The organism is Mesorhizobium sp. M6A.T.Ce.TU.016.01.1.1 (genome assembly GCF_003997065.1).
Lineage (GTDB): Bacteria > Pseudomonadota > Alphaproteobacteria > Rhizobiales > Rhizobiaceae > Mesorhizobium > Mesorhizobium mediterraneum.
Genome location: NZ_RZTJ01000008.1, coordinates 149,653 through 171,012, shown reverse-complemented (window position 1 = coordinate 171,012; position 21,360 = coordinate 149,653). Strand labels below are relative to the sequence as shown.

Here is a 21,360-nt window from a genome sequence, read left to right as displayed (position 1 = left end):
TTTGGCCGGTGCGCGAAATGCCGCGTTGAACTCAAGCTTTGCGGCGGGGCAGCCTGCTGCGCGTTGATGCAAGTCAATCGTCGGACATCAAATGCAATCGAGGCCCGGCGCAAGCCGGGCCTCGTCGCTTGGCTGGCGAAGGGCCGGGAATAGGACCCCCCTCTATTCCCCACCGCCAAGCGAATGGATGTAGACCGCGAGCTCCTTGACCTTGGTCTCACCGAGACGCTCAACCCAGGCCGGCATCACACCGTGCTTGGGTGCGCGGACCTGCGCGGCGATTGCGGTTTCGTTGGATCCGTAGAGCCAGATCGCATCGGTCAGATCAGGGGCGCCGAGCTCTTTGTTGCCTTTTGCATTGTCGCCGTGGCAGGCCACGCAGTTTTCGGCGAAAACCTTGGCGCCTGGCTCGACCAGTTTTGCATCTTGAACCGGGCCAGACAGGCTGGCGACATAGGTGCTGACCTGTGCGACCTGGTCCCCGGTGATGATCTCGCCAAAAGCCGGCATTTCCGACAGTCGTGTATCCGGGACGGATACGAAGCGTATGCCGTGCGTGATCGTTTGCTGGATCTGCTCGGCCGTGCCGCCCCACAACCAGTCATCGTCATTGAGGTTGGGAAAGCCTTTGGACCCTTGGGCGCCGGAAGCGTGGCACTGCACGCAATTGACCTTGTACGCAGCGCTGCCGGCGGCAACAGCGAATTCGCGCAACGCGTCGTCGCCGGCAATCTCCGAGACGGTTTTCGATTGTATCGCTGCGGCATATTTCGCCTTGGCGATCTCGGCCGCAGCAAGCTCGTTGTTGACGTCGCCGCGGCTCGAATAGCCAAGCACGCCCTTGGTCGCCGAGGTCAGCATCGGCCATGCCGGATAGGCGATGGTGTAGCCGATCGCCCAGACGATGGTGATGTAGAACGTTGTGACCCACCAGCGCGGAAGTGGGTTGTTGAGCTCCCTGATACCATCCCACTCGTGGCCGGTGGTAGAGATGCCCGACACTTCGTCGATATGTTCATCGCTCATGATCAGTCGTCCTTCAGAGGAATGCGGGCGGCTTCATCGGCCTGCTTGCCACTCCCGGGACGGAATGCGAAGGCGACCGTTCCGACGAAGAAAAGCGCCATGGCGAGCAGGGCCCAACTGTCGGCGAACTCTCTCATCCAGTGGTAATCCATGGTCCTTCTCCTCAGCGGTAGCCAGCGGCTTCGTCGTAGGTCTTGAAATCGACCAGCGTGCCGAGCATCTGCAGGTAAGCGACCAGGGCATCCATCTCGCTGACCTGTTGCGGATTGCCGTCGAAGTCGCCGAGCTTCGCCTTCGGATAGCGGCCTTCCAGCTCGGATGTGTTGGCATTGGGATCGGCCTGCGCGATCATGTCATCTCTGGCGTGAGCGATCATGTCTTCGGAGTAGGGGACACCGACACGCCTGTTTGCGATAAGGTGCGTCGAGAAGTCCTTCACCTCGATCGCGGTATCCTTCAGGAAGGCATAGCTCGGCATGATCGATTCCGGCACCACCGAACGCGGTTCGATAAGATGCTGAACGTGCCACTCGTTCGAGTAGCGATCTCCGACCCTGGCGAGGTCCGGCCCCGTGCGCTTCGATCCCCACTGGAACGGGTGGTCGTACATCGACTCGGCCGCCAGGCTGTAGTGACCATAGCGCTCGACTTCGTCACGGAACGGCCTGATCATCTGGCTGTGACAGAGGTAGCAGCCCTCACGCACATAGATATTGCGCCCGGCGAGTTCGAGCGGCGAATAGGGCCGCATGCCCTCGACCTTCTCGATCGTGTTGTCGAGATAGAAGAGCGGTGCGATTTCGACGATACCGCCGACTGTCACCACCAGGAGGGAACCAACGAGAAGAAGCGTGGCGTTCTTCTCGATGATCGCGTGTTTGTCCATCAAGCCCATTTTGGCTCCTTATTGTGCGGGCTGAAGGGAGGGGATGGAGGCTGGCATCGGCTCCTCCTCGCGTTGGTAGCCGAGGATAGTCATGGTGATGTTCCAGGTCATGATGACAGCACCGGCGAGATACATCGCGCCACCCACGGCGCGCATGACGTAGTAGGGATGCATGGCGGCCACGGTCTCGGCGAACGAGTAGACCAGGAAGCCCTGCTCATCGTACTCGCGCCACATCAGGCCCTGCATGATGCCGGAAACCCACATCACCGCGGCGTAGACGACGATCCCGAGGGTCGCCAGCCAGAAGTGCCAGGTGACGAGCCGCAGCGAATAGAGCCGTTCACGGTTCCACAGCTTCGGCACCATGTAGTAGATCGCGCCGAACGAGATCATGCCTACCCAGCCGAGCGCGCCCGAATGGACATGCCCGATGGTCCAGTCGGTGTAGTGCGACAGCGAATTGACGGCTTTGATCGACATCATCGGACCTTCAAAGGTCGACATGCCGTAGAAGGCGATGGCCATAACCATCATGCGGATGATCGGGTCGGTGCGGAGCTTGTCCCAAGCGCCGGACAGCGTCATCAGGCCGTTGATCATGCCTCCCCAGGAGGGCATCCAAAGCATGATCGAAAACACCATGCCGAGCGTTTGCGCCCAGTCGGGCAGGGCGGTGTAGTGCAGGTGATGCGGCCCAGCCCAGATATAGAGAAAGATGATCGCCCAGAAGTGGATGATAGACAGCCGGTAGGAATAGACTGGCCGGTTCGCCTGCTTGGGCACAAAATAATACATCATGCCAAGAAAGCCGGCTGTCAGGAAAAAGCCGACGGCATTGTGCCCGTACCACCATTGCGTCAAGGCGTCCTGGACGCCGGAGAAGGCCGAGTAGCTCTTCGAGCCCAGGAGAGACGCCGGCATCGATAGGTTGTTGATCAGGTGCAGCATCGCGATGGTCACGATGAAGGACAGATAGAACCAGTTGGCGACGTAGATATGCGGTTCCTTGCGTTTCAGGATGGTGCCGAGGAACAGGACGAGGTAGGCGACCCAGACGATGGTCAGCCATATGTCCACATACCATTCGGGCTCGGCATATTCGCGGCTCTCGGTGATGCCGAGCAGGTAGCCGGTCGCGGCCATGACGATGAAAAGCTGATAACCCCAGAACACGAACCAGGCGAGATTGCCGCCGAACAGCCGGGCGCGGCTGGTGCGTTGCACGACATACATGGACGTGCAGATGAGCGCGTTGCCGCCGAAGGCAAAAACGACGCCGGATGTGTGCAATGGCCGCAGGCGGCCGAAGTTGAACCAGGGCTCGATGTTGAGATCCGGGTAGGCGAGCTGCAGCGCGATGACCACACCCACAAGCATGCCGACAACGCCCCAGAACATGGTGGCGATGGCGCCGCAGCGGATTGGCCCGTCCATGTAGGCAGAAGGATCGACCGATGCGGCCGGCGCAAAGCTGGTGTTGCGCAGGAGGACGATGACAAAGCCAAGCAGCAAGAAGAAAAGCACCCACATGTGCTGGCGAAACGGCTCGTCCACACCGAAGCCGGCGGCCACTAGAGCCACAAACGCGAAAAGGCCCAAAGCGACGATTTCTGTGCCGAACTTCATGACAGTCCCCGATGTCGGATTCCGATGCGCGGACGCCAATCCGCAGCAACACCAATTCCGCGGCTGCATCCTCGCCGCCTTGATTCAAATCAAAGCTGCATGGTTTTGGATTGGGCAGCGTTGGTTTTGCGAACGAGTTGGAGGCGGCCATTGAACGAAGAGAAAGAGCGGGGATCGTCGCTGTTCGAAGTGCGCCGCGAGAATTCGATGCTAGCTGGCCAATCCGGCAGAGAGGCAATCCCAAGCGCAGTACGCGCACAGGGAGAAACTGCAGCTCTGTGGTGCTCTGGAGAAAATCGCGGACGCCTTGCCGAACGTCGATCGCCGAAGTGCCTTGGCACAGCCAACGCAATCGTCCCATTGTTGCGCAATATTCATCAATATGAAGAAACGATCATCTTCCCCGCCTATGAAGTCGCTACAAGCGGCGGCAATGCCAACCTTGCCTCAACCCGGCGATTGCGCGCCGAACACGTCGAAGATGAATGCTTTGCCGGCGAGGTGACTGAAATCCTGCTGGCGGTCGGCCATGGTGAGACAGTCGAGAATGCCGAAGCGGTCGGCTTCATGCTGCGCGGCTTTTTCGAAAGCATGCGCCGTCATATCGCGTTTGAGCGCGAGCATGTCTTGCCGGCGATCGGAATCGTCGATCAGGGCGTAGTCTAGGCGCCGGAGCGTCGCTCCAGCCGGCTGAGACTATCGACCGTCACATGCCGGTTGTTCTCGATCCGGATCACGCCGTCCGTTCTTAGCCTGGTCAGCTGGCGGCTCACCGTCTCGATCGTCAGGCCGAGGAAATCGGCAATGTCGGAGCGTGTCATCGGCAGGTCGAAAGTCGCCGACTTGGCGGTGGGGTCGACCGTGGGATCGATGTTCCTGGCGATCATCAGCAGAAAGCTCGCCACCTTTTCCGAAGCGGTCTTGCGTCCCAGCGTCACCATCCACTCGCGTGCTTGATCGAGCTCGTTCAGCGTTTGCTTGAGCATGCGATGTTCGAGCTCCGGCGATTCCTTCATCATCCGTTCGATGGCGGCCTTCGGAAACGAACACAGGAAAACGGCGGTGGCGGCTTCCGCGTTGATCGCGCTTTCCACCTTGAACGGCCGTCCCAGAAAGTCGGGCGCAAACTGAAGGCCGACGATCTGCTGGCGTCCGTCCGAAAGGCTCTTTGTCAGCTTCACCACGCCCGAAAGCACATTCGAAAAGCTGTCGACGGTCTCGGCGTCGCCAATCAGTTCGATCCCCGGCTCGATCTTGTGCCTCGACGAGGTCTTGGCGAGCCCGACCAACTGGTCGGGATCGAGCGCACCGCAGACGCCGCGATGCCGTGCCTCGCAAGACTGGCAAAGCACAAGAATATCGGCACTGTGAACGTCCTGCCGCACTGTCATCATAATCGTCCCGACGGATCCAAGGTGCCCGTAAGATAGCATCGGCGGCAGAAAATCTGTTGCGGCAGTTTGTCCGCGGAGGGCCTTGACCGAAATCAAGGCGACGGTGCGGATCTGCAGCCAGAATTCAGCCTTGCAAGGATGATGGAAGGCGACATGCGACCGGAAATGGCTGCCAGACTTGGCGAGAATGTCCCCCGCTACACCAGTTACCCGACCGCGCCGCATTTTCATTCAGGCGTTGATGCTGCCGTCTATCGTGGTTGGCTGCAGGGGCTCGATGATGGCTGCGAGATCTCGCTGTACCTGCACATCCCCTACTGCGACAAGCTTTGTTGGTTCTGTGCGTGCCACACCAAGCAGACACGCCATTACGAACCGGTGACCACGTATCTGCGCTCACTGCACGCTGAAATAGCTACCGTCGCCAGTCTTGTCGGAGGCAAGGGCCGGGTGGGTGCCGTCCATTTCGGCGGTGGCTCGCCGACGATGCTCAAACCCGAGGATATGGTGGCGCTGGGAACCGTCCTGCGCAACAGTTTCGAGTTTCTTCCCGGCGCCAAGATCAGTGTCGAAATCGAACCCAACGATATGGACGATGCTCGCCTCGGTGCACTCGCCGAAATCGGCATGACGCGGGCGAGCCTCGGCGTCCAGGATTTCGATCTTAAGGTGCAGAAGGCGATCAACCGCGAGCAGAGCTTTCTGCAGACCAAAGCGGTTGTCGAGGGCGTTCGTTCGCGCGGCGTCGAATCAGTCAATCTCGACCTGCTCTACGGCTTGCCGCATCAGACCCGGGACAGCGTCTCCTCCACCGTGGCGCAGGCGCTGACTCTGGAGCCGGACAGGATGGCGCTTTTCGGCTATGCGCATGTGCCCTGGTTCAAGAAGCACCAGACGATGATCGACGAAGCGTGGCTGCCGAATTCGGTCGAACGCTTCGCTCAATCGCAAATTGCCGCTGGCCTTATGCTGAAGGCAGGGTATCAACCCGTGGGGTTCGATCATTTCGCCAGATCCGGTGATGCGCTGGCCGTTGCGGCACGGACCGGAACCTTGCACCGGAACTTCCAGGGCTATACCGAGGATCGCTGTGAGACACTGATCGGGCTTGGTCCTTCATCGATCAGCCAGTTCCGCCAGGGCTATGCACAGAACATGCCGGCGACCGCCGAATACGGACGCATGGTGGAGCAGGGAGGTCTGGCTGCCGTGCGCGGCATCGAGTTGTCGGAAGATGACCGCGTGCGCGGCTGGATTATCGAAAGGCTGATGTGCGATTTCGCCTTCTCGGCGATCGATCTGGTCGAACGCTTCGGCGAAATCGGCCAGAAGCTTCTGCTCCAGGCGAGTTCCGTCGCCCTTCGTGATCCTGCTCGGTTGCTGGAACTGAATGGCGACAGTTTCGTAGTGCCGGTGGAAAATCGTCCCTTTGTTCGCAGTATAGCGGCCAGGTTCGACAAATATTTCGAAACCGGTAAAGCCAAGCATTCGGTGGCAGTCTGAGCACCGACCTGATCAGAAATGCTCCCCGGTCTTGAATGGGCCGATTCGGGTGCCAGCCGCGATCAGATAGGCGGTCGACCAGCCAATGAGCAGAAACCCGTTCACCCCCTCGAGCGCCGCCAGCACGCGCCACCCGTGAGCGGGTACGACATCGCCATAGCCGACCGTCGAAAAGGTAATGGTCGAGAAATACAGTGCGGTTTCGAAGTCGGCAAAGATATCGAGCAATCGATAGAGCCCTGCCCATAGCCAAACCTCAGTGGTTATGATGGCAAACAGCCCCATCACTACACTGATCATCGCGACTATACGGCTGCGGCGACCGTGCATGCGAAACCGTGCCACCAGGTGCCCCATCGCATGGGTAACGGCGATCAGACCGAAGGTATGAATCAGGACCGTCATGCTTATGACGATCGTGCCGACGAAGAGATTGAGTGCCATGCGACGAAATTAGGAATCTCTCGGGGTGCATTCCTTGCGCGAAATCAAAACCGGCCGAGTTTCGCCGAGGCCAGCCTGTTCGCCACAGACGGTCTCGGCGGGAGCGGGACGAAAGAACATCGCCAGCTTCAGGCTTGTCGCGATCCGCTCGGCTCGGTCGACAAACACCGCCGCCAGCTCCGGAGCGAAGAGTTCAGCCGCCGTCTGGCCGAACAGGCCCTGCCAGATCTCGAAATCGGCCTCGGTAACGTCCTTGAGTTTGAGGTGCGCCGGCACCGGGCGTCCGTGATAATCGCCGCTCTTGAGGATGACGGAACACCAGAAGTCCGTCATTTTCTCGAGATGGGGCTCCCGGTCGCCGGTGATCTCGCGCGCGAAAATCGGCCCCAGACGCTCGTCGCTTCTGACTTTTGCGTAGAATTCGCGGACCAGTTTTCCGACAGACTTTCGATCGACGCCAGTATGGTTCAGAGGCTGTTCCGCGATCGGGCGCGCCCGATCCAAAGCTGATTTCAATGTCATCATGCACTCTTGTTTATGCTGTCAGGAGAAGCCCAGGCGTCGAAGGGCAACCTGCACGAGACTGGGCTGGTCGCGGACAAGCCGGAAACCCAGATTGTCGGGCGGCGTGCCGACTGCGCAACCGCCGCTCTTTCCGTCCCGGATGAAGTTCGACATATAGGTGCGGTGGAACCCCTCAACGACGTGCACGCCGCAATTGTCGATCGAACTCGCGGTCCGCTTACCATCAATATCTATCGTGGCGTGGGAATAACATGTCGAGGTCCATTCCCAGACGTTTCCCGCAATATCCGCTAGGCCTTTTGAATTGGTACCGAAGGACCCTTGAGCCCTCGGCTCTGGATCAGGTTTCCGTCCGAGCGAGGCCTCCAGGCGATACTGTGTCAGCCACCGGCGCGCCGGGTTGTTCGGGTCGCTTTCGCCGCCCTCAATGTCACCTCGGAACCGTTCACTGGCCGCATAGGCCCACTCCACGTCTGTCGGCAACCGCCATGTCCCTCCTGTCCGCGCCGAGAACCACCTCGCGTAGGCTTCGGCATCGAGATAGCTCACACCGGTGACCGGAAGGTGTCCGACATTGCGTGCGTCTGCTGGCTTGCAGGCGCCGTCCGCCACACAACGTCCATATTCCGATACACTGACTTGGTATTTCATGATTTCCAGTGGCGCGTCGATGGAGGTTTGCACGACGGGCGCTGCGACAGGATGGTTCTCCTTGAGGAATTCCCCAGCCTGTGGGTGCTCAAACGAGCCGGGTCCCAGGACCACCAGTTCGCTTACGGCGACCGGTTGGGAGAACTTCAGGGGACTCTCGCCGAACGTATGGGCTATGCCCATGCTGATCAGTGTGGCAGCCGCAATTGTCCCGAAGGTGAAGACAGGGTCGAAGGACATGGCATCAAGTCCGGCTGCGAGTACAACCCTTTGGCTCCGCCGCCGGGTTGCACTGAGGATCGGATCTCCCGTCTACGAGGCGATCGCCTTGGGCGGTTCGACCTGCATCATCAGATCGTCGTCCCAGTTTCCCTCGACGGTAAAGTGCGCGGTCGCGCCGAGTTCGACTGCCTCGATCAAATTATGGTTCACATAGGCGTAGATGCCTGGCTGCAGGAACGTGTAGAGCGCCGCGCCGGCCGATCCGCCACGAATGAACCAGGTTTCCAGGTCTTTCGCGGGAGGGTTGGCGAACTTGCCCTGTTCCCAGACAAAGTCGCCATGCCCGCCGATCAGGTGCGGACGCGTGTCGCGGTTCGCCTGCGAATGAACGATCAATATCGTTTCGCCGACCTTTGCCTTCATGGCATTGTCCCCGGTCAAGGAACCGGCCTTGCCGTTGAACACGACATGCGTCGGGATCAGCCCGCGCATGACCCTCATGGTTTCTTCGTAATTGTCGCCGGCCGACTCGTACTTCTTGAATTGCCCTTGCTCGTCGCGCGGGATGTAGAAATCGTTCTCGCCGACGTAATAGATGCGGTCGTAGCGGACCGGCCTGCCCTTGTCGTCCTTGAGGCCGTCGCGCGGCAGCACCATCACCGCCCCGCTCATGCCCGACACCACGTGCCATGGGATCATCGCGCCGCCGGGTGCGCAGTGGTAGACGAACGTTCCACTCCGGGTCGCCTTGAAGCGCAGCGTGACCTGCTCGCCCGGATTGACCAGCGTCAATTCGCCACCGCCAAGCGCGCCGGTAGCGGCGTGGAAATCGATGTTGTGGGCGAGGGTGCTGGTGTCGGGGTTGACGAGCGTGAGCTCGAGATAGTCGCCTTCATGCACGACCATCAGAGGACCGGGAATCGAGCCGTTGTAGGTCATTGCATTGAGCTGCGTGCCGTCGGCGTCGATAACCACCGGCTTTTCCTCGATCGTCATGATGAATTCGACGACCTTTGGACCGCCCTTGGCGACCTGATCATGAGCATGGACGAACGGCGGCGGGACCATGGTTACCTTTTCACGGGGCAGCCCGGCGACATCCTTGGCGCTTGCCACGGCCGGCATTGCACCAACAGTGGCGACCGCGGCTGCGGTAAGAACAGAACCCAACAAAGCTTCGCGTCTCGTAAGCATTTCCATCTCCTTGGTTTCGGCCATTCGATGTCGTCAGAATAGTCTCGGCTCCGGCCAAGTCTTTGCGCTAACGCAAATCCAAAACGTTGATGCAATTTTCTGTGTTTTGGAGACTGCATGTACCAACGTGGACGCCGAACCGGATGGGAAGCCGCGCCTGAGAGAGGGCAACTCCCATCAGATCGGAGGGCATCGGCTCTGCTGCATGAAATCGGGAATGAAATAGGCCGGGCTGGACCTCTCCCCTGGTCCACCCGGCCTTCCCCCGGCCGCCGAACCGGAGGGGATCTGTGAAAAAGGTTAGTTAGAGGCGGTCTTGGTCACTTCGGCGAACAGTTCGGCGAATACTGGTTTGGCTTTTCCGACCTGCTTGACGGCTTCCGCTGCTGCCAGGTTGATAGGCTTACCGACCACGATCAGTGCGACCATGCCCATGCCGTAGTGTGGAGCGCACTTCACGCCATAGACCCCCTCCTGGGTCACGGTCACGGCAATTTCCGCGTTGGGCTTGCCCTTGAAAGCTTCAGCTCCGTCCGGGATCATGCCCTTGATGCTTTCGGCGTTGTGGGACTTGTCGGTCGGCACGAACTTGATCGTGTCTCCAGGCGCCGCCCGAACAAAGGCAGGCTGGTAGACCATTGAGCCCTTCTCTCCCTTGTTCAGCATCTGCACGACATGTTCTTCGGCATTTGCCGCACCGGCGATGGAGAGCAGGGCGATGGCCGCGGCGATCAGTGGCAATTTCATGGGGGATCCTTTCTTTGTTCATCACGGCATCAACCGTTGCGCTCTTCTACGTGACCGAGAGACTTGGAAATTTGCGCTGGCGCAAATTGGCATGCGAAATGTGCATGGGAGAGAGCTGCCTGGTCTAAGGAGCCGGTCGGCCTTCAAACGGCGGTTCTCGGCTGCCTCACTTGCAAACGTGGTCGAATGAGCATCCCGCCGAATAGGCCCGCGTAGCCGATGAAGGATGCGACCCATAGCGCCGCCGAAATGTGCAGAAGCATCGCTTGCGCCGGTGAGAATGCAGCACCGATGCGAAAGAGGGCCGCAAGCGCGATCGCGACAAAGATCACACAAGTGCCGATGCTTGCCCGCAGTTCGCGACCTGTGTGTCCGAGCGTGGCGCGGGTCATGACGGCGAGCGTCATGCAGGCCACCGCTCCGACGCCGAACGCATGAATGCCGGCTACTGCGGGCACTTTCTCGGGCACGAAGACAGCGAGGCCGGCAATCAGGAGGCCGATCGGCACGAAGGCGAACGCGACATGCAGGATCAGCACCAGAGGATCGCGCAGCGCTCGGTCTCCGGCCCACCGGGCAAGCCGATGGTATTGAGAATCGCCCCCAAGATCAGCATTGCCCCGGTGCCAGCACTGTCTGGAAGAAAGGCCCAGGCCATCAATCCCGCTGCTGAGAGCGTAATCGCTCCCACGTCGAACCTGCCGAACGGGACCGGAAGCCGTCCCGGTCTCTCGCGCGCCAGCCAATTGCGGGTGAAGGAGGGAATAATGCGGCCACCTATGATCATGATGAGGACCACCGCTGCGCCAAGACCGAGGCGGCGGCCGATGTCGGACACGCCTTGATAGTGCGCCTCGGCATGAAACGTCATATTCGCTGCCAGAAGCACCGTCACAGGCAGAAGGACCTTGAGGTTTCGCCAGTTTCGGCCGGCGATGATTTCTGTTGCGACGGCGGCGACAACCGCGAGAAGAAAGGCGCAGTCTATGACGGCGCCGAGCAACCAGCCTGTCTCCGCCGAAAAGAAGACGACGAACCGTCCCGCGCACCAAAGCAATGCGAGCGCCAGCAGGGGAGGGCCCTGCACGGGAAGACGTCCGGTCCAGTTCGGGATTGCAGTTAGCAGGAAACCCGTCACAACAGCCGCCAGATAACCAAACAGCAACTCGTGGATATGCCAGTCCACGGGCGAGAAGAAGCTGGAGGCTTCGAGCTTGCCGTAGAACAAAGGCAGCCAGAACAGGATAGCTGCGCCGGCCTGCAGGGAACCGAGGAGAAAAAATGGCCGGAAACCGTAAGAGAGAACTGCCGGATAGGCGCTTGGCCGCGTGCGTGGAATTGCCATGATATCCCCTGAAATGAAAGCTACGGGCGGACGTGACAGGTCATGTCGACGGCTGCCACTTCGGTCGTTCTATCCTGGCCTGGCAGACGGAATTTGCCGCTGCGCAAACAAGATCGGGAATTTCAGGAAAGGCGCGCGCCTCTTGCCGCCCATCGGTCGCCCATGAGACATTCTCCGACCAGGCGACCTGGATGCGTTGCCGTGGTCAAGTCGGGAGGAACGGAGTTGGGTAGCCTCGATCGCTCGCTGATTGCCGGGTTGTCTGTCTTTGAAGGCATAGCCGCCGCGGATCTCGACCGTATTGTCGGCCAGGCCCGGTCACAGAGGATTGCCAAGGACCAGCCGGTGTTCCAGCAGGAGCAGGAAGCACATTCGTTTTTCCTGCTGCTCGACGGACATGTGCGCGTCGTGAAATCGACGCCTGACGGCCACGAGGTGACGGTGCGATACATAAGTCCAGGCGAGTTGATGGGCATCGCCCATGCGCTTGGCCGCACCACTTATCCGGCAAATGCGATAACTGCCGTCGATTGCGTAGTTCTTGCCTGGCCGAGCCGCCTGTGGCCGGCATTCGCCGCCGATTTCCCCAGCTTCAGCGCCAACACCTACAAGGCCGTGGGCAGCAGGCTGCAGGATGCCCATACGCGCGTCATCGAGATGTCCACCGAGCAGGTGGATCAGCGCGTCGCCCATGCGCTGCTCAAGCTGATCAAGCAGACGGGCAAAAAGACCGAGGAAGGCATCCTGATCGACTTCCCCATCTCACGTCAGGACATTGCCGAGATGACGGGAACAACGCTCCATACGGTGAGCCGGCTGCTCTCGGCATGGGAAGACCAGGGATTGGTCAAAAGCGGACGCCAGCGGGTGACCGTGGTCGAACCTCACCGACTCCTTCTAATCGCGGAGGGCCGTGAAGAAAAAGGCTAATCCGGGTCGCCGGCGTTCGTCACCGCCAGCAGGTCGCAACGGAGTTCTTCTTCACTCAGATCGTGCTCCCGTGCCGCGTCGGAAACTGTGTGAAACGAAGCAATCGGGCAGCCGACGCAAAGCATGCCGTGCTGGAGCACGACCCGGATGGCCGCCGGCGACCTACTCATGATTTCGTCCATCGTCGCATCGTCGCTGAATTTGCGTTTCATGCTGCTTGTCCGCGCTTTGGAAGCGGACATATTGCATCCGCTTCGCGGGATGCTGGTTGCGCTGAGACAAAGAGGAAGCAGGCCGATGCACCCTCATCACGGTTGAACGGCGCAGATCGTCGACCGCGTCAGGAACCGCTTCTCCCGCCCGTTGTCCAGCGAGAACATGCCGCCGCGGCCAGGCACCACGTCGATAATGAGGTCGGTATGTTTCCAGGCCTCGAATTGCGACGCACCGATGTAGAACGGCGTTTCGCCGATGTGACCGAGCCGCACATCATGGTCGCTGACGATGAAGCCGGCACGCGGATAGCACATCGGCGAAGAACCGTCGCAGCAGCCGCCGGATTGATGGAACAGCACCGGACCGTGCTCGGCAACGATCTCCGCAATCAGTTCAAGCGCTGCCGGCGTTGCCGTGACCTTCGCATGCATGGCTTCTTCGATTTCCAGCTTGTGGCGCGGCCCCAGCGGAGCCGCGCCTGTGAGCCAAAGAGGTGATCAGAAGAAGCCGAGCTTCTTCGGGCTATAGCTGACCAGCATGTTCTTGGTCTGCTGATAGTGGTCGAGCATCATCTTGTGGGTCTCGCGGCCGATGCCGGACTGCTTGTAGCCGCCGAAAGCTGCATGTGCGGGATAGGCGTGGTAACAATTCGTCCAGACGCGACCAGCCTGGATCGCGCGGCCGAAGCGATAGGCACGGTTGCTGTCGCGCGTCCAGACGCCGGCGCCGAGGCCGTAGAGCGTATCGTTGGCTATCACCAGCGCTTCGTCGTCGTCCTTGAAAGTCGTGACCGAAACCACCGGCCCGAAAATCTCCTCCTGGAAGATTCGCATCTTGTTGTGGCCCTTGAACACCGTCGGCTTGACGTAGTAGCCGCCCGCCAAATCGCCGGGCAGCACATTGCGGGCGCCGCCGGTCAAAACCTCGGCTCCTTCCTGGCGGCCGATGTCGATGTAGGACAGGATCTTTTCCAGCTGTTCGGACGAGGCCTGGGCACCAATCATCGTCGCCGGATCGAGCGGATCGCCCTGCACGATCGCCTCGACGCGCTTCAGCGCACGTTCCATGAAAGTGTCATAGATCGATTCGTGAATGAGCGCGCGGCTTGGGCAAGTGCAGACTTCGCCCTGGTTCAGCGCGAACATGACGAAGCCTTCGATCGCCTTGTCGAAGAAATCGTCGTCCTCGGCGACGACATCCCTAAAGAAGATGTTGGGCGACTTGCCGCCCAGTTCAAGCGTGACGGGGATCAGGTTCTGGCTGGCATATTGCATGATCAGCCGGCCGGTCGTGGTCTCGCCGGTAAAGGCGATCTTAGCAATGCGCGGCGACGATGCGAGGGGCTTGCCGGCCTCGAGGCCGAAGCCGTTGACGATATTGAGCACGCCCGGCGGCAGCAGATCGCCGACAAGATCGGCCCAGAGCAAGATGGCGGCCGGGGTCTGCTCGGCAGGCTTCAGCACGACGCAGTTTCCGGCGGCAAGCGCGGGAGCAAGTTTCCAGCATGCCATCAGCAGCGGGAAGTTCCAGGGGATGATCTGGCCGACCACGCCGAGCGGCTCATGGAAATGATAGGCGACGGTATCGTCGTCGATCTGGGAAAGGCTGCCTTCCTGGCCACGCAAGGCGCCAGCGAAATAGCGGAAATGGTCGATGGCCAAAGGCAGGTCAGCCGCGGTCGTCTCGCGGATCGGCTTGCCGTTATCCCAGGTTTCGGCGCGAGCGAGGAGATCGAGGTTTTCCTCCATGCGGTCGGCGATGCGGTTGAGCATGAGCGACCGCTCGGCAACGCTGGTGCGTGCCCAGGCGTCCTTGGCGGCATGGGCCGCGTCAAGCGCCGCCTCGATGTCCTGCGCATCCGAACGCGCCACTTCGCACAGCAACTGACCGTTCACCGGCGAGTAGTTTTCGAAGTAGCGGCCGGAGCGCGGCTCGGCCCATTTGCCGCCGATGAAGTTGCCGTAACGCTTGTCGAAGGGCGCCTTGACCGAGCGTGAGAATTCAACCTTGTTCATGTGTCTTCCTCCCAAAGCTGACGTCGCGGGATGCGACGCTTCGGAAGAGAGACTTGCGATTTCCGCCGCTATTGTCACCGTGCCGAGGACAGTGGCCGGGCGGGATGTGTCGCAGAATTGCGACAGTCAGGCTGGGATTCGAAAAGGTCAGTGAGACCGGTGGACATCCAGGCGGTTGAGCTTGCGGTGAAGCGTCGCGCGGCTGATGCCAAGCGCCTGAGCCGCGGCCGAGACATTTCCGTCAGCGCGCGCGAGCGCCCGCTGAAGTACGCCGCGCTCGGCCTCGGCGAGAACTTCGGGGCCGCTCTCGGCCCAACCGAGCAGGTCGGCGGCGGGCATCGGCTTGTCGAGACAATGTTGGGTAATTCCAAGCGCCAGGCGAGCCGACCGGGTCGCACCAACTACAAGGTCGTCCGCATCGACGGCGATCAGCGCGCCGGAGCCTTTGTCGGTCACTGGCGCCAAAAGAATTCGCGCCTTGGGAAACGCCATCCTAAAGTTCTCTGCCTCGATCCGACGCACCGCGTCGACCACGGCCACTGAAATAAGGTTTGCGAAGGCTTCGGTCAGATCGGCCCGGCACGAGGAGACGTCAAGCGCGGCTACAAGATCTCCCTCATGATCGTAGATCGGAGCAGTGGTGCAGCTCAGCCCTGTGTTGCGCGTGTGAAAATGCTGGTCGCGATGGATCGTCAGCGTGCGCTGTTCAACCAGACAGGTGCCGATCCCGTTGGTGCCCTGGCACTCTTCGTTCCAGACGGAGCCGGTCCACAAACCCCAGGAATGAAACGTCTCGTCATCCACAGGCGCGCCGCGCCGTTCGACGGGCACGCCGTTACGATCGGCGAGCAGGACGCAGCATCCGACGCCGCCCACCGCGAGATAGAGCCGGTCCAGACTCGATTGGGCGGCTCGGACGAGTGGTTCGATGCATTGCCGGGCCTCTCCCAATTCCGCCTCTGTCAGATAGCGTGGCGGGCTGCAATCGGTCGGATCGAGCCGATGCAAACTGGAAGACCGTCGCCAAGAGGCGACCAGCGCCGACTTCGCAGCGGCATCCGAAGCGATCGCGGCCTGAATGCGATCGGCATGATGACCGGATAGATCCTCGCCCATGCTATCCTCCCATCCCCGCTTCTTGTCGCACCAGGTTCCGATTTCAATCACCGCGTTGTCAATTCGACAGAAGAACCAGATGGGGTAAATCCTCTATGTTCTCCTGGCAGTTAGTGATTTTGGCCAATCGATAGTCGTTCCTCGCCGGTGCCCCCAAAGCCTACCAGCACGAATTGGGCATTCATTGATCGAGAGCAAAGAGGAACGACCATGACCAGCCGCGGGACCGTGCGGAACAATACGGGAAGCTTTTTGATTTTGGCCCACGAAAAAGTCAATGAAATCAACGGCTTTAATGCATCTTCCGGGCCCACCATTCAGTCTGCTCGATTTCCGGGTTTTTCCCCCGTCTCAGAATAGCAGCGACATTTCCGCGGGCTAGCGCCGGGTAGTTGGCAACACTTGACCACGATCCAAGTGCAGGAGAAGCGATCTTGTGCCTGTTTCTATCCTCTATTTTCGCTCCTGTTCGTCGGCCGGCCGACGACCCCAGCGGCGATCGGCTCGATGCGCTTTTCTGCGCGATCCAGACGGCTTGGGCGTGGACGATGCGAAGCGAGCGTACGGTGCGCCGGAACATCTCGATCCGCTCGAGGGATGGATCGCCGATCCATCCCTCCGCGAGATTCGGGAACCCGCCGGTCCGGCTTCAGTCTGAACCCGGCGCCTCATCGGCTCGGCGTCTACTCGGCTGCGCCGCTCTCGGAAGCCAAGGTCGGGCCGGCTTCAGGCCGCCTGCGCCGGAATGTCCTGCGCAGAGCAACGTAGAAGACCGGCGTCAGGAAGAGGCCGAACAATGTCACGCCCAGCATGCCGGAGAACACGGCCGTGCCGAGCGATTGGCGCATTTCCGCGCCAGGCCCGCTGGCGATCACTAGCGGCACCACGCCCAGGATGAAGGCGAATGCCGTCATCAGGATCGGCCGCAGCCGCAGCCGGCAGGCCTCGACAGCCGCCTCGACGGCGTCAAGGCCACGCTCCTCACCTTGGCGCGCGAACTCGACGATCAGGATCGCGTTCTTCGCCGCCAGGCCGATGAGCACGATCAGCCCGATCTGCACGAGGATGTTGTTGTCGAGACCGCGGAAGGCGACGCCCAAGAGGGCGGCCAGCACGCTGAGCGGGACGATAAGCACGATCGCGAATGGCGTAATCCAGCTTTCGTATAGCGCGGCGAGCACCAGAAAGACGAACAGAACCGACAGGCCGAAGATGAACACCGCCGTGTTGCCGGTCTGCCGCTCCTGGAAGGCGAGTTCAGTCCATTCGAAGGAAGTGCCCTGCGGCAGCGATTCGGCTGCGATCCCCTCCATCAGGTCGAGCGCCGTGCCCGTGGCGACACCCGGCGCTGCATTGCCCTGAAGCGGCACGGAGACATACATGTTGTAGCGTTGGACGAGCGAGGGACCGGTGACGTCGCGGATCTCGACCAGTGTGCCGAGCGGCACCAGGTCGCCGGCCGCCGAGCGCACCTTCAGCTTCAATATGCCGTCGCGATCGATGCGGAAAGCCTGGTCGGCTTGCGCCCGCACCTGGTAGACGCGACCGAAAGCATTGAAATCGTTGACGTAGGCCGTGCCTAGATTGATCGACAGCGTCTCGAAGATGTTGGGGATCGGCACGTTCAGCATGCGCGCCTTGTCGCGGTCGATCGCCAGGAAGAATTGCGGGCTGGAGGCCGAGAAGGTGGTGAAGACGCCCATCAACCCGGGCGTCTGGTTGGCCTTGCCGGCGATTTCGTTGGCCAGCGCCAGAATCGGCCGCATGTCGGCGCTGTTGCGCTCCTGGAGCATCATCTTGAAACCGCCGGAGTTGCCGATGCCCCGCACTGGCGGCGGCGGCAGCGCGATGATGAAGGCCTCCTGGATGCTTTGCAGGCTGCCAAACAGCGTGCCGATGATCTTGTCGGAAGTATCGCCGCTCTCGAGCCGTTCCTCGAAGCTCTTGAATGGCGCGAAGATCACGCCGGAATTGCTGGCGTTGGTGAATGTCGCGCCGTTGAATCCTGCGAAGGCGACGGCATTGGCGACACCCGGCGTCTCGCGGATGATATCCGACGCCTTCTGGATGATTGCGTCCGTTCGGGCGAGCGAAGAGCCCTCCGGCAATTGCACGACGACGATCGCATAACCCTGGTCCATGTTCGGGATGAAGCCACGCGGCACCGTCTGCAGCATGTGATAGGTCGCGTAGAGCAGTCCTGCGAAGACGAGCAGCATGGCGGCAAGCGCCAGAGTCGTGCCGACCAGTCTGTGCACCAGCCACGCATAGCCGTCCGCCATCCTGTCGAACCCGTTGTTGAACCCGTTCGCCAGAGCGCGGCCGAACCTTGCCAGGAAGAAGTTCGAATGTTCCTCGGTGTGCGGCTTGAAAAGGACGCCAGCGAGAGCCGGCGAAAGCGTCAGCGAGTTGAATGCGGAGATCGCGGTGGAGACCGCGATGGTGATGGCGAACTGCAGGTAGAACTGGCCGGAAATCCCGGGAATGAAAGCCGCCGGAACGAAGACGGAGATCAGCACCAGCGAGATCGCGAGGACCGCGTTTCCCACTTCATCCATGGTCTTGTGCGCAGCGGCGCGCGGGGCGAGCCCCAGCCGGATGTTCCGCTCGATATTTTCCACAACCACGATGGCGTCGTCGACAACGATGCCGACCGCCAGCACCAGCCCGAACAGAGTGAGCATGTTGAGCGAGAAGCCGAAGGCGAGCAGCACGGCAAGCGTGCCGATCAGCGAGACCGGTATCGCCACGATCGGCACGATCGCCATGCGCCACGACTGCAGGAACACGATGATGACGATCACCACCAGCAGGATCGCCTCGGCGATGGTGACATAGACCTCGTTGATAGATTCAGCGATGAACTCGGTCGGATTGTAGATGATCTCGTAGGCCAGCCCCTTCGGGAAATCCTCCGAAAGCGCCGCGATGGTCTCCTGGATTTCTTCCGCCGAGGCCAAGGCATTGGTGCCCGGCCGCTGGAAGATGCCGAGCGCCACCGCCGCCTTGTTGTTGAGATAGGAATTGGTGACGTAGTCCCTGGCGCCGAGCTCTATGCGCGCCACATCCTGCAGGGAGATCAAGCGGCCGTCCTCGGTCGACTTGACTATGACGTAGCGGAAGTCGCGCGCGTCTTCGAAGCGCCCTTGCGTGGTGACCGTATACTGGAAGGCCGAGCCGTCGCCAATCGGCGGCGCGCCGATCGAGCCACCCGACACCTGGACATTCTGGTCGCGCAGCGCCTGGACTACGTCGCCTGCGGTCATGCCGTAGGCGGACAGCTTTTCCGGGTCGAGCCAGACGCGCAGCGAATATTCGCGCTCGCCGAAGATCTGCACGTCGCCGACGCCGTCCAGTCTCAGCAGGACGTCGCGCACGCGCGAACGCGCATAATTCGAGACGTAGAGCTGATCATATGTGTCGTCGGGCGACAGCATATGAATGACCATCATCAGGTCGGGCGAACTTTTCGCCGTGGTGATGCCGAGCCGGCGCACCTCTTCCGGCAGGCGCGCTTCGGCGATCGAGACGCGGTTCTGGACCAGCACCTGCGCCGCGTCGAGATCGGTGCCGGGGCGGAAGGTGATGGTGAGCGACATCGAGCCTTCGCCGGAGGAATACGACGACATGTAGAGCATGTGCTCGACGCCGTTGATTTCCTGTTCGATCGGCGTCGCCACGGTCGCGGCGACCGTCTCGGCGTCGGCGCCCGGATAGGAGGCGCGCACCACGATGGTCGGTGGCGCGATTTCGGGATATTGCGCGACCGGAAGCTGCGTATAGGCGATGCCGCCGACGAGCACGAGCACGATCGACAGCACCACCGCGAAGATCGGGCGGTTGACGAAGAAATGGGCGAAGTTCATTGCGTCTGCCCTTCGGCTTCAACCTTGGGCGGCAACGTGGTCATCTCGGACTTGACGGTGACGCCCGGCCGCACTCGCACCAGCCCGTTGATTACCACGGTCTCTTCGCCGGTGAGGCCCTCGCGGATAACGCGATAGCCGTCAATGCGCGGGCCGGTGCGCACCGGCTTGGCCGAGATCAGGCCTGCCTCGTCGACAACGAAGACGATGCGGCGGTTCTGGTCGGCGCCGATCGCATCGTCAGGCAGAAGCACGCCCGGATGCGGCAGCGAGGCGGGCACGTTGATGCGGCCGAACATGCCCGGCTGCAGCACGCCGTCCTTGTTGTCGAAGCGCGCCCTGACCCGCATCGTGCCGGTAGCTTCGTCCAGACGGTTCTCGGCGAAGTCGAGCTTGCCCTTGAACGTCGCTTCATCACGGTCGGCGACACGGACGACAACATCGACGCCGCCGGCGCCCTCCTGCATGACGCCGCCGCGCTCGCGGGCGTCGCGCGCATAAGCGAAGTAGGACCGCTCATCGATGTCGAAATAGAAGTCGATCGGGTCGATCGAGACGATGGTGGTCAGCACGGTCTGGTCGGCCTGCACCAGATTGCCCGGCGAGACGAGCCGGCGGTTGACCCGGCCGGAAAACGGCGCCTTGATCTCGGTGAATTCGAGATCGAGACTTGCGTTTTCAAGTGCCGCCTCCGCGCCGTCCAGTTGCGCTTGGGCGGCGAGATATTCGCGGCGGCGGTCGTCCAGTGTCGAAACCGGTATGTTGCCTTCGCGCGACAGGGTCTCGGCGCGCTCGAACTGCATCTTGCTGAATTCGACCAGGGTCTTGGCCGAGTCGACCTGCGCCTGCGCCTGGTTCAGCGCCGCCTTGAACGGCCGCTGGTCGATGGTGAACAGGAGGTCGCCCCGCTTGACCAGCGTACCGTCCTGGAAATGGACCTGGTCGAGATAGCCGCCGACGCGGGAGCGCAGCGAAACCTGGTCGACGGCTTCGAAACGGCCGACGAACTCATCGTCCTCGACGATATCGCGCACCACCGGCTTGGCTACCGTGACGACGGGCGCGGGAGGCGCTTCCTGCGCCTGTGCGGCCGGGGTCGCGAGCAAGCCAATCGCCGCGAAGGCCGCGGCGGCGAGCCATTTTGCAGGGACGTTTCTGCTGGAGGGGGCGGCCAGAGAATCGTGTCGGAGGCGTGCAGTGTGAACCATGGTTACCCCTCGTAATCGGCCCTTCATGCGAAGCCATAACATCTAGGCAGCGGGTGTACCGCACAAATCAATCTTTTTGAACTGACCGCCACAACCGACAGCCTGCGTTTATCCGCACTGCGTAAGCATCGCCATGCGCTCGAGCTAAAGCGTATCTGACAAGCCATTGCGCATCCCGACGTGCGGCGGTTCTGTCGGGAGGACTGGTTGAGCCTTTTTCTCCTTCTCGTCGAAAGCACTGGACGCAGACCTAACTCAAGAATTCTGGCTTCGAAAGACCTCCATGCAGTGCGTGCGGTGATCGGAGGCAACGACGTGCGAATAGGCGGGTTTTTTGACCCATTGCCGACTTTGCTTGCTGCCGGAATGAATGTCCGGTTGCCGAGACAACTTGCGCCGCTCGCCTGCCCTTGGGTGCTTGTGATGACATGATACCGATGACC

18 protein-coding genes and 2 pseudogenes are annotated in these 21,360 nt (G+C 61.0%); 3 read left to right on the top strand and 17 right to left on the bottom strand.

Translation table 11 applies throughout. The features are described from left to right. Positions 1 to 162: 162 nt before the first annotated feature. The 4 genes from ccoP to ccoN are packed head-to-tail and all read right to left on the bottom strand — an operon-like array spanning position 163 to position 3,541. Entirely contained in the window at positions 163 to 1,026 is an 864-nt protein-coding gene (gene ccoP, locus EOC94_RS17355; RefSeq protein WP_127292066.1) for a cytochrome-c oxidase, cbb3-type subunit III, read from the bottom strand. 2 nt (positions 1,027 to 1,028) lie between these two features. Next, positions 1,029 to 1,178 (bottom strand): CcoQ/FixQ family Cbb3-type cytochrome c oxidase assembly chaperone, encoded by a 150-nt coding sequence (locus tag EOC94_RS17350; RefSeq protein ID WP_065009122.1) that lies wholly within the window; start codon positions 1,176 to 1,178, stop codon positions 1,029 to 1,031. An 11-nt stretch (positions 1,179 to 1,189) separates the two neighbouring features. Then, the gene (gene ccoO / locus EOC94_RS17345; protein WP_095488972.1) at positions 1,190 to 1,921 is read right to left on the bottom strand and encodes a cytochrome-c oxidase, cbb3-type subunit II; all 732 of its coding nucleotides are present in this window, start codon (positions 1,919 to 1,921) and stop codon (positions 1,190 to 1,192) included. A 9-nt stretch (positions 1,922 to 1,930) separates the two neighbouring features. Next, positions 1,931 to 3,541: a cytochrome-c oxidase, cbb3-type subunit I gene (ccoN, locus tag EOC94_RS17340; protein WP_127292063.1), complete on the bottom strand. Its 1,611-nt coding sequence runs from the start codon at positions 3,539 to 3,541 to the stop codon at positions 1,931 to 1,933. 207 nt (positions 3,542 to 3,748) lie between these two features. On the opposite strand from ccoN, the pseudogene EOC94_RS17335 reads away from it, so the two are divergent. Beyond that, positions 3,749 to 4,207 (top strand): annotated as a pseudogene (locus EOC94_RS17335) (hemerythrin domain-containing protein). Here the strand turns inward: EOC94_RS17335 and EOC94_RS17330 are convergent. Continuing rightward, positions 4,204 to 4,932, bottom strand: a complete 729-nt coding sequence (locus tag EOC94_RS17330; RefSeq protein WP_127292060.1) for a Crp/Fnr family transcriptional regulator — start codon at positions 4,930 to 4,932, stop codon at positions 4,204 to 4,206. The pseudogene EOC94_RS17335 and the gene EOC94_RS17330 overlap by 4 nt on opposite strands. Positions 4,933 to 5,088: 156 nt before the next feature. On the opposite strand from EOC94_RS17330, the gene hemN reads away from it, so the two are divergent. Next, on the top strand, positions 5,089 to 6,438 hold the full coding sequence (gene hemN, locus EOC94_RS17325) for an oxygen-independent coproporphyrinogen III oxidase (protein WP_127292058.1): 1,350 nt from the start codon (positions 5,089 to 5,091) through the stop codon (positions 6,436 to 6,438). A gap of 12 nt (positions 6,439 to 6,450) precedes the next feature. On the opposite strand, the gene EOC94_RS17320 is transcribed toward hemN, so the two are convergent. The 6 genes and pseudogenes from EOC94_RS17320 to EOC94_RS17295 form a co-directional block, all read right to left on the bottom strand. Then, positions 6,451 to 6,882: a potassium channel family protein gene (locus tag EOC94_RS17320; protein WP_126105382.1), complete on the bottom strand. Its 432-nt coding sequence runs from the start codon at positions 6,880 to 6,882 to the stop codon at positions 6,451 to 6,453. Between the two features lie 9 nt (positions 6,883 to 6,891). Next, positions 6,892 to 7,404 (bottom strand): group III truncated hemoglobin, encoded by a 513-nt coding sequence (locus EOC94_RS17315; protein WP_245465593.1) that lies wholly within the window; start codon positions 7,402 to 7,404, stop codon positions 6,892 to 6,894. Between the two features lie 21 nt (positions 7,405 to 7,425). Further along, positions 7,426 to 8,298: an SUMF1/EgtB/PvdO family nonheme iron enzyme gene (locus EOC94_RS17310; protein WP_095488976.1), complete on the bottom strand. Its 873-nt coding sequence runs from the start codon at positions 8,296 to 8,298 to the stop codon at positions 7,426 to 7,428. 72 nt (positions 8,299 to 8,370) lie between these two features. Continuing rightward, positions 8,371 to 9,474, bottom strand: coding sequence for a copper-containing nitrite reductase (gene nirK / locus EOC94_RS17305; RefSeq protein WP_095489237.1), 1,104 nt, complete (start codon positions 9,472 to 9,474; stop codon positions 8,371 to 8,373). 300 nt (positions 9,475 to 9,774) lie between these two features. After that, positions 9,775 to 10,221 (bottom strand): pseudoazurin, encoded by a 447-nt coding sequence (locus EOC94_RS17300; RefSeq protein WP_095488977.1) that lies wholly within the window; start codon positions 10,219 to 10,221, stop codon positions 9,775 to 9,777. A 143-nt stretch (positions 10,222 to 10,364) separates the two neighbouring features. Continuing rightward, positions 10,365 to 11,566: pseudogene (locus EOC94_RS17295) on the bottom strand (NnrS family protein). A 225-nt stretch (positions 11,567 to 11,791) separates the two neighbouring features. Between EOC94_RS17295 and EOC94_RS17290 the strand changes: the two are divergent. Further along, a complete protein-coding gene (locus tag EOC94_RS17290; RefSeq protein WP_127292176.1) occupies positions 11,792 to 12,496 on the top strand; it encodes a Crp/Fnr family transcriptional regulator in 705 nt (234 codons plus the stop codon). Here the strand turns inward: EOC94_RS17290 and EOC94_RS17285 are convergent. The 6 genes from EOC94_RS17285 to EOC94_RS17260 form a co-directional block, all read right to left on the bottom strand. Beyond that, positions 12,493 to 12,708 (bottom strand): DUF1858 domain-containing protein, encoded by a 216-nt coding sequence (locus tag EOC94_RS17285; protein ID WP_127292055.1) that lies wholly within the window; start codon positions 12,706 to 12,708, stop codon positions 12,493 to 12,495. The two genes, EOC94_RS17290 and EOC94_RS17285, sit on opposite strands and share 4 nt — an antisense overlap. Positions 12,709 to 12,804: 96 nt before the next feature. Continuing rightward, on the bottom strand, positions 12,805 to 13,143 hold the full coding sequence (locus EOC94_RS17280) for a DUF779 domain-containing protein (protein ID WP_127292052.1): 339 nt from the start codon (positions 13,141 to 13,143) through the stop codon (positions 12,805 to 12,807). 66 nt (positions 13,144 to 13,209) lie between these two features. After that, positions 13,210 to 14,727 (bottom strand): aldehyde dehydrogenase, encoded by a 1,518-nt coding sequence (gene adh, locus EOC94_RS17275; protein ID WP_127292049.1) that lies wholly within the window; start codon positions 14,725 to 14,727, stop codon positions 13,210 to 13,212. 147 nt (positions 14,728 to 14,874) lie between these two features. Continuing rightward, a complete protein-coding gene (locus tag EOC94_RS17270) occupies positions 14,875 to 15,843 on the bottom strand; it encodes a helix-turn-helix domain-containing protein (protein ID WP_127292046.1) in 969 nt (322 codons plus the stop codon). 683 nt (positions 15,844 to 16,526) lie between these two features. Next, entirely contained in the window at positions 16,527 to 19,709 is a 3,183-nt protein-coding gene (locus EOC94_RS17265; protein WP_127292043.1) for a multidrug efflux RND transporter permease subunit, read from the bottom strand. Continuing rightward, complete coding sequence (locus EOC94_RS17260) at positions 19,706 to 20,815, bottom strand: efflux RND transporter periplasmic adaptor subunit (RefSeq protein ID WP_245465592.1); 1,110 nt, start codon at positions 20,813 to 20,815, stop codon at positions 19,706 to 19,708. Before EOC94_RS17260 ends, EOC94_RS17265 begins: the two co-directional genes overlap by 4 nt. Positions 20,816 to 21,360: the final 545 nt, after the last annotated feature.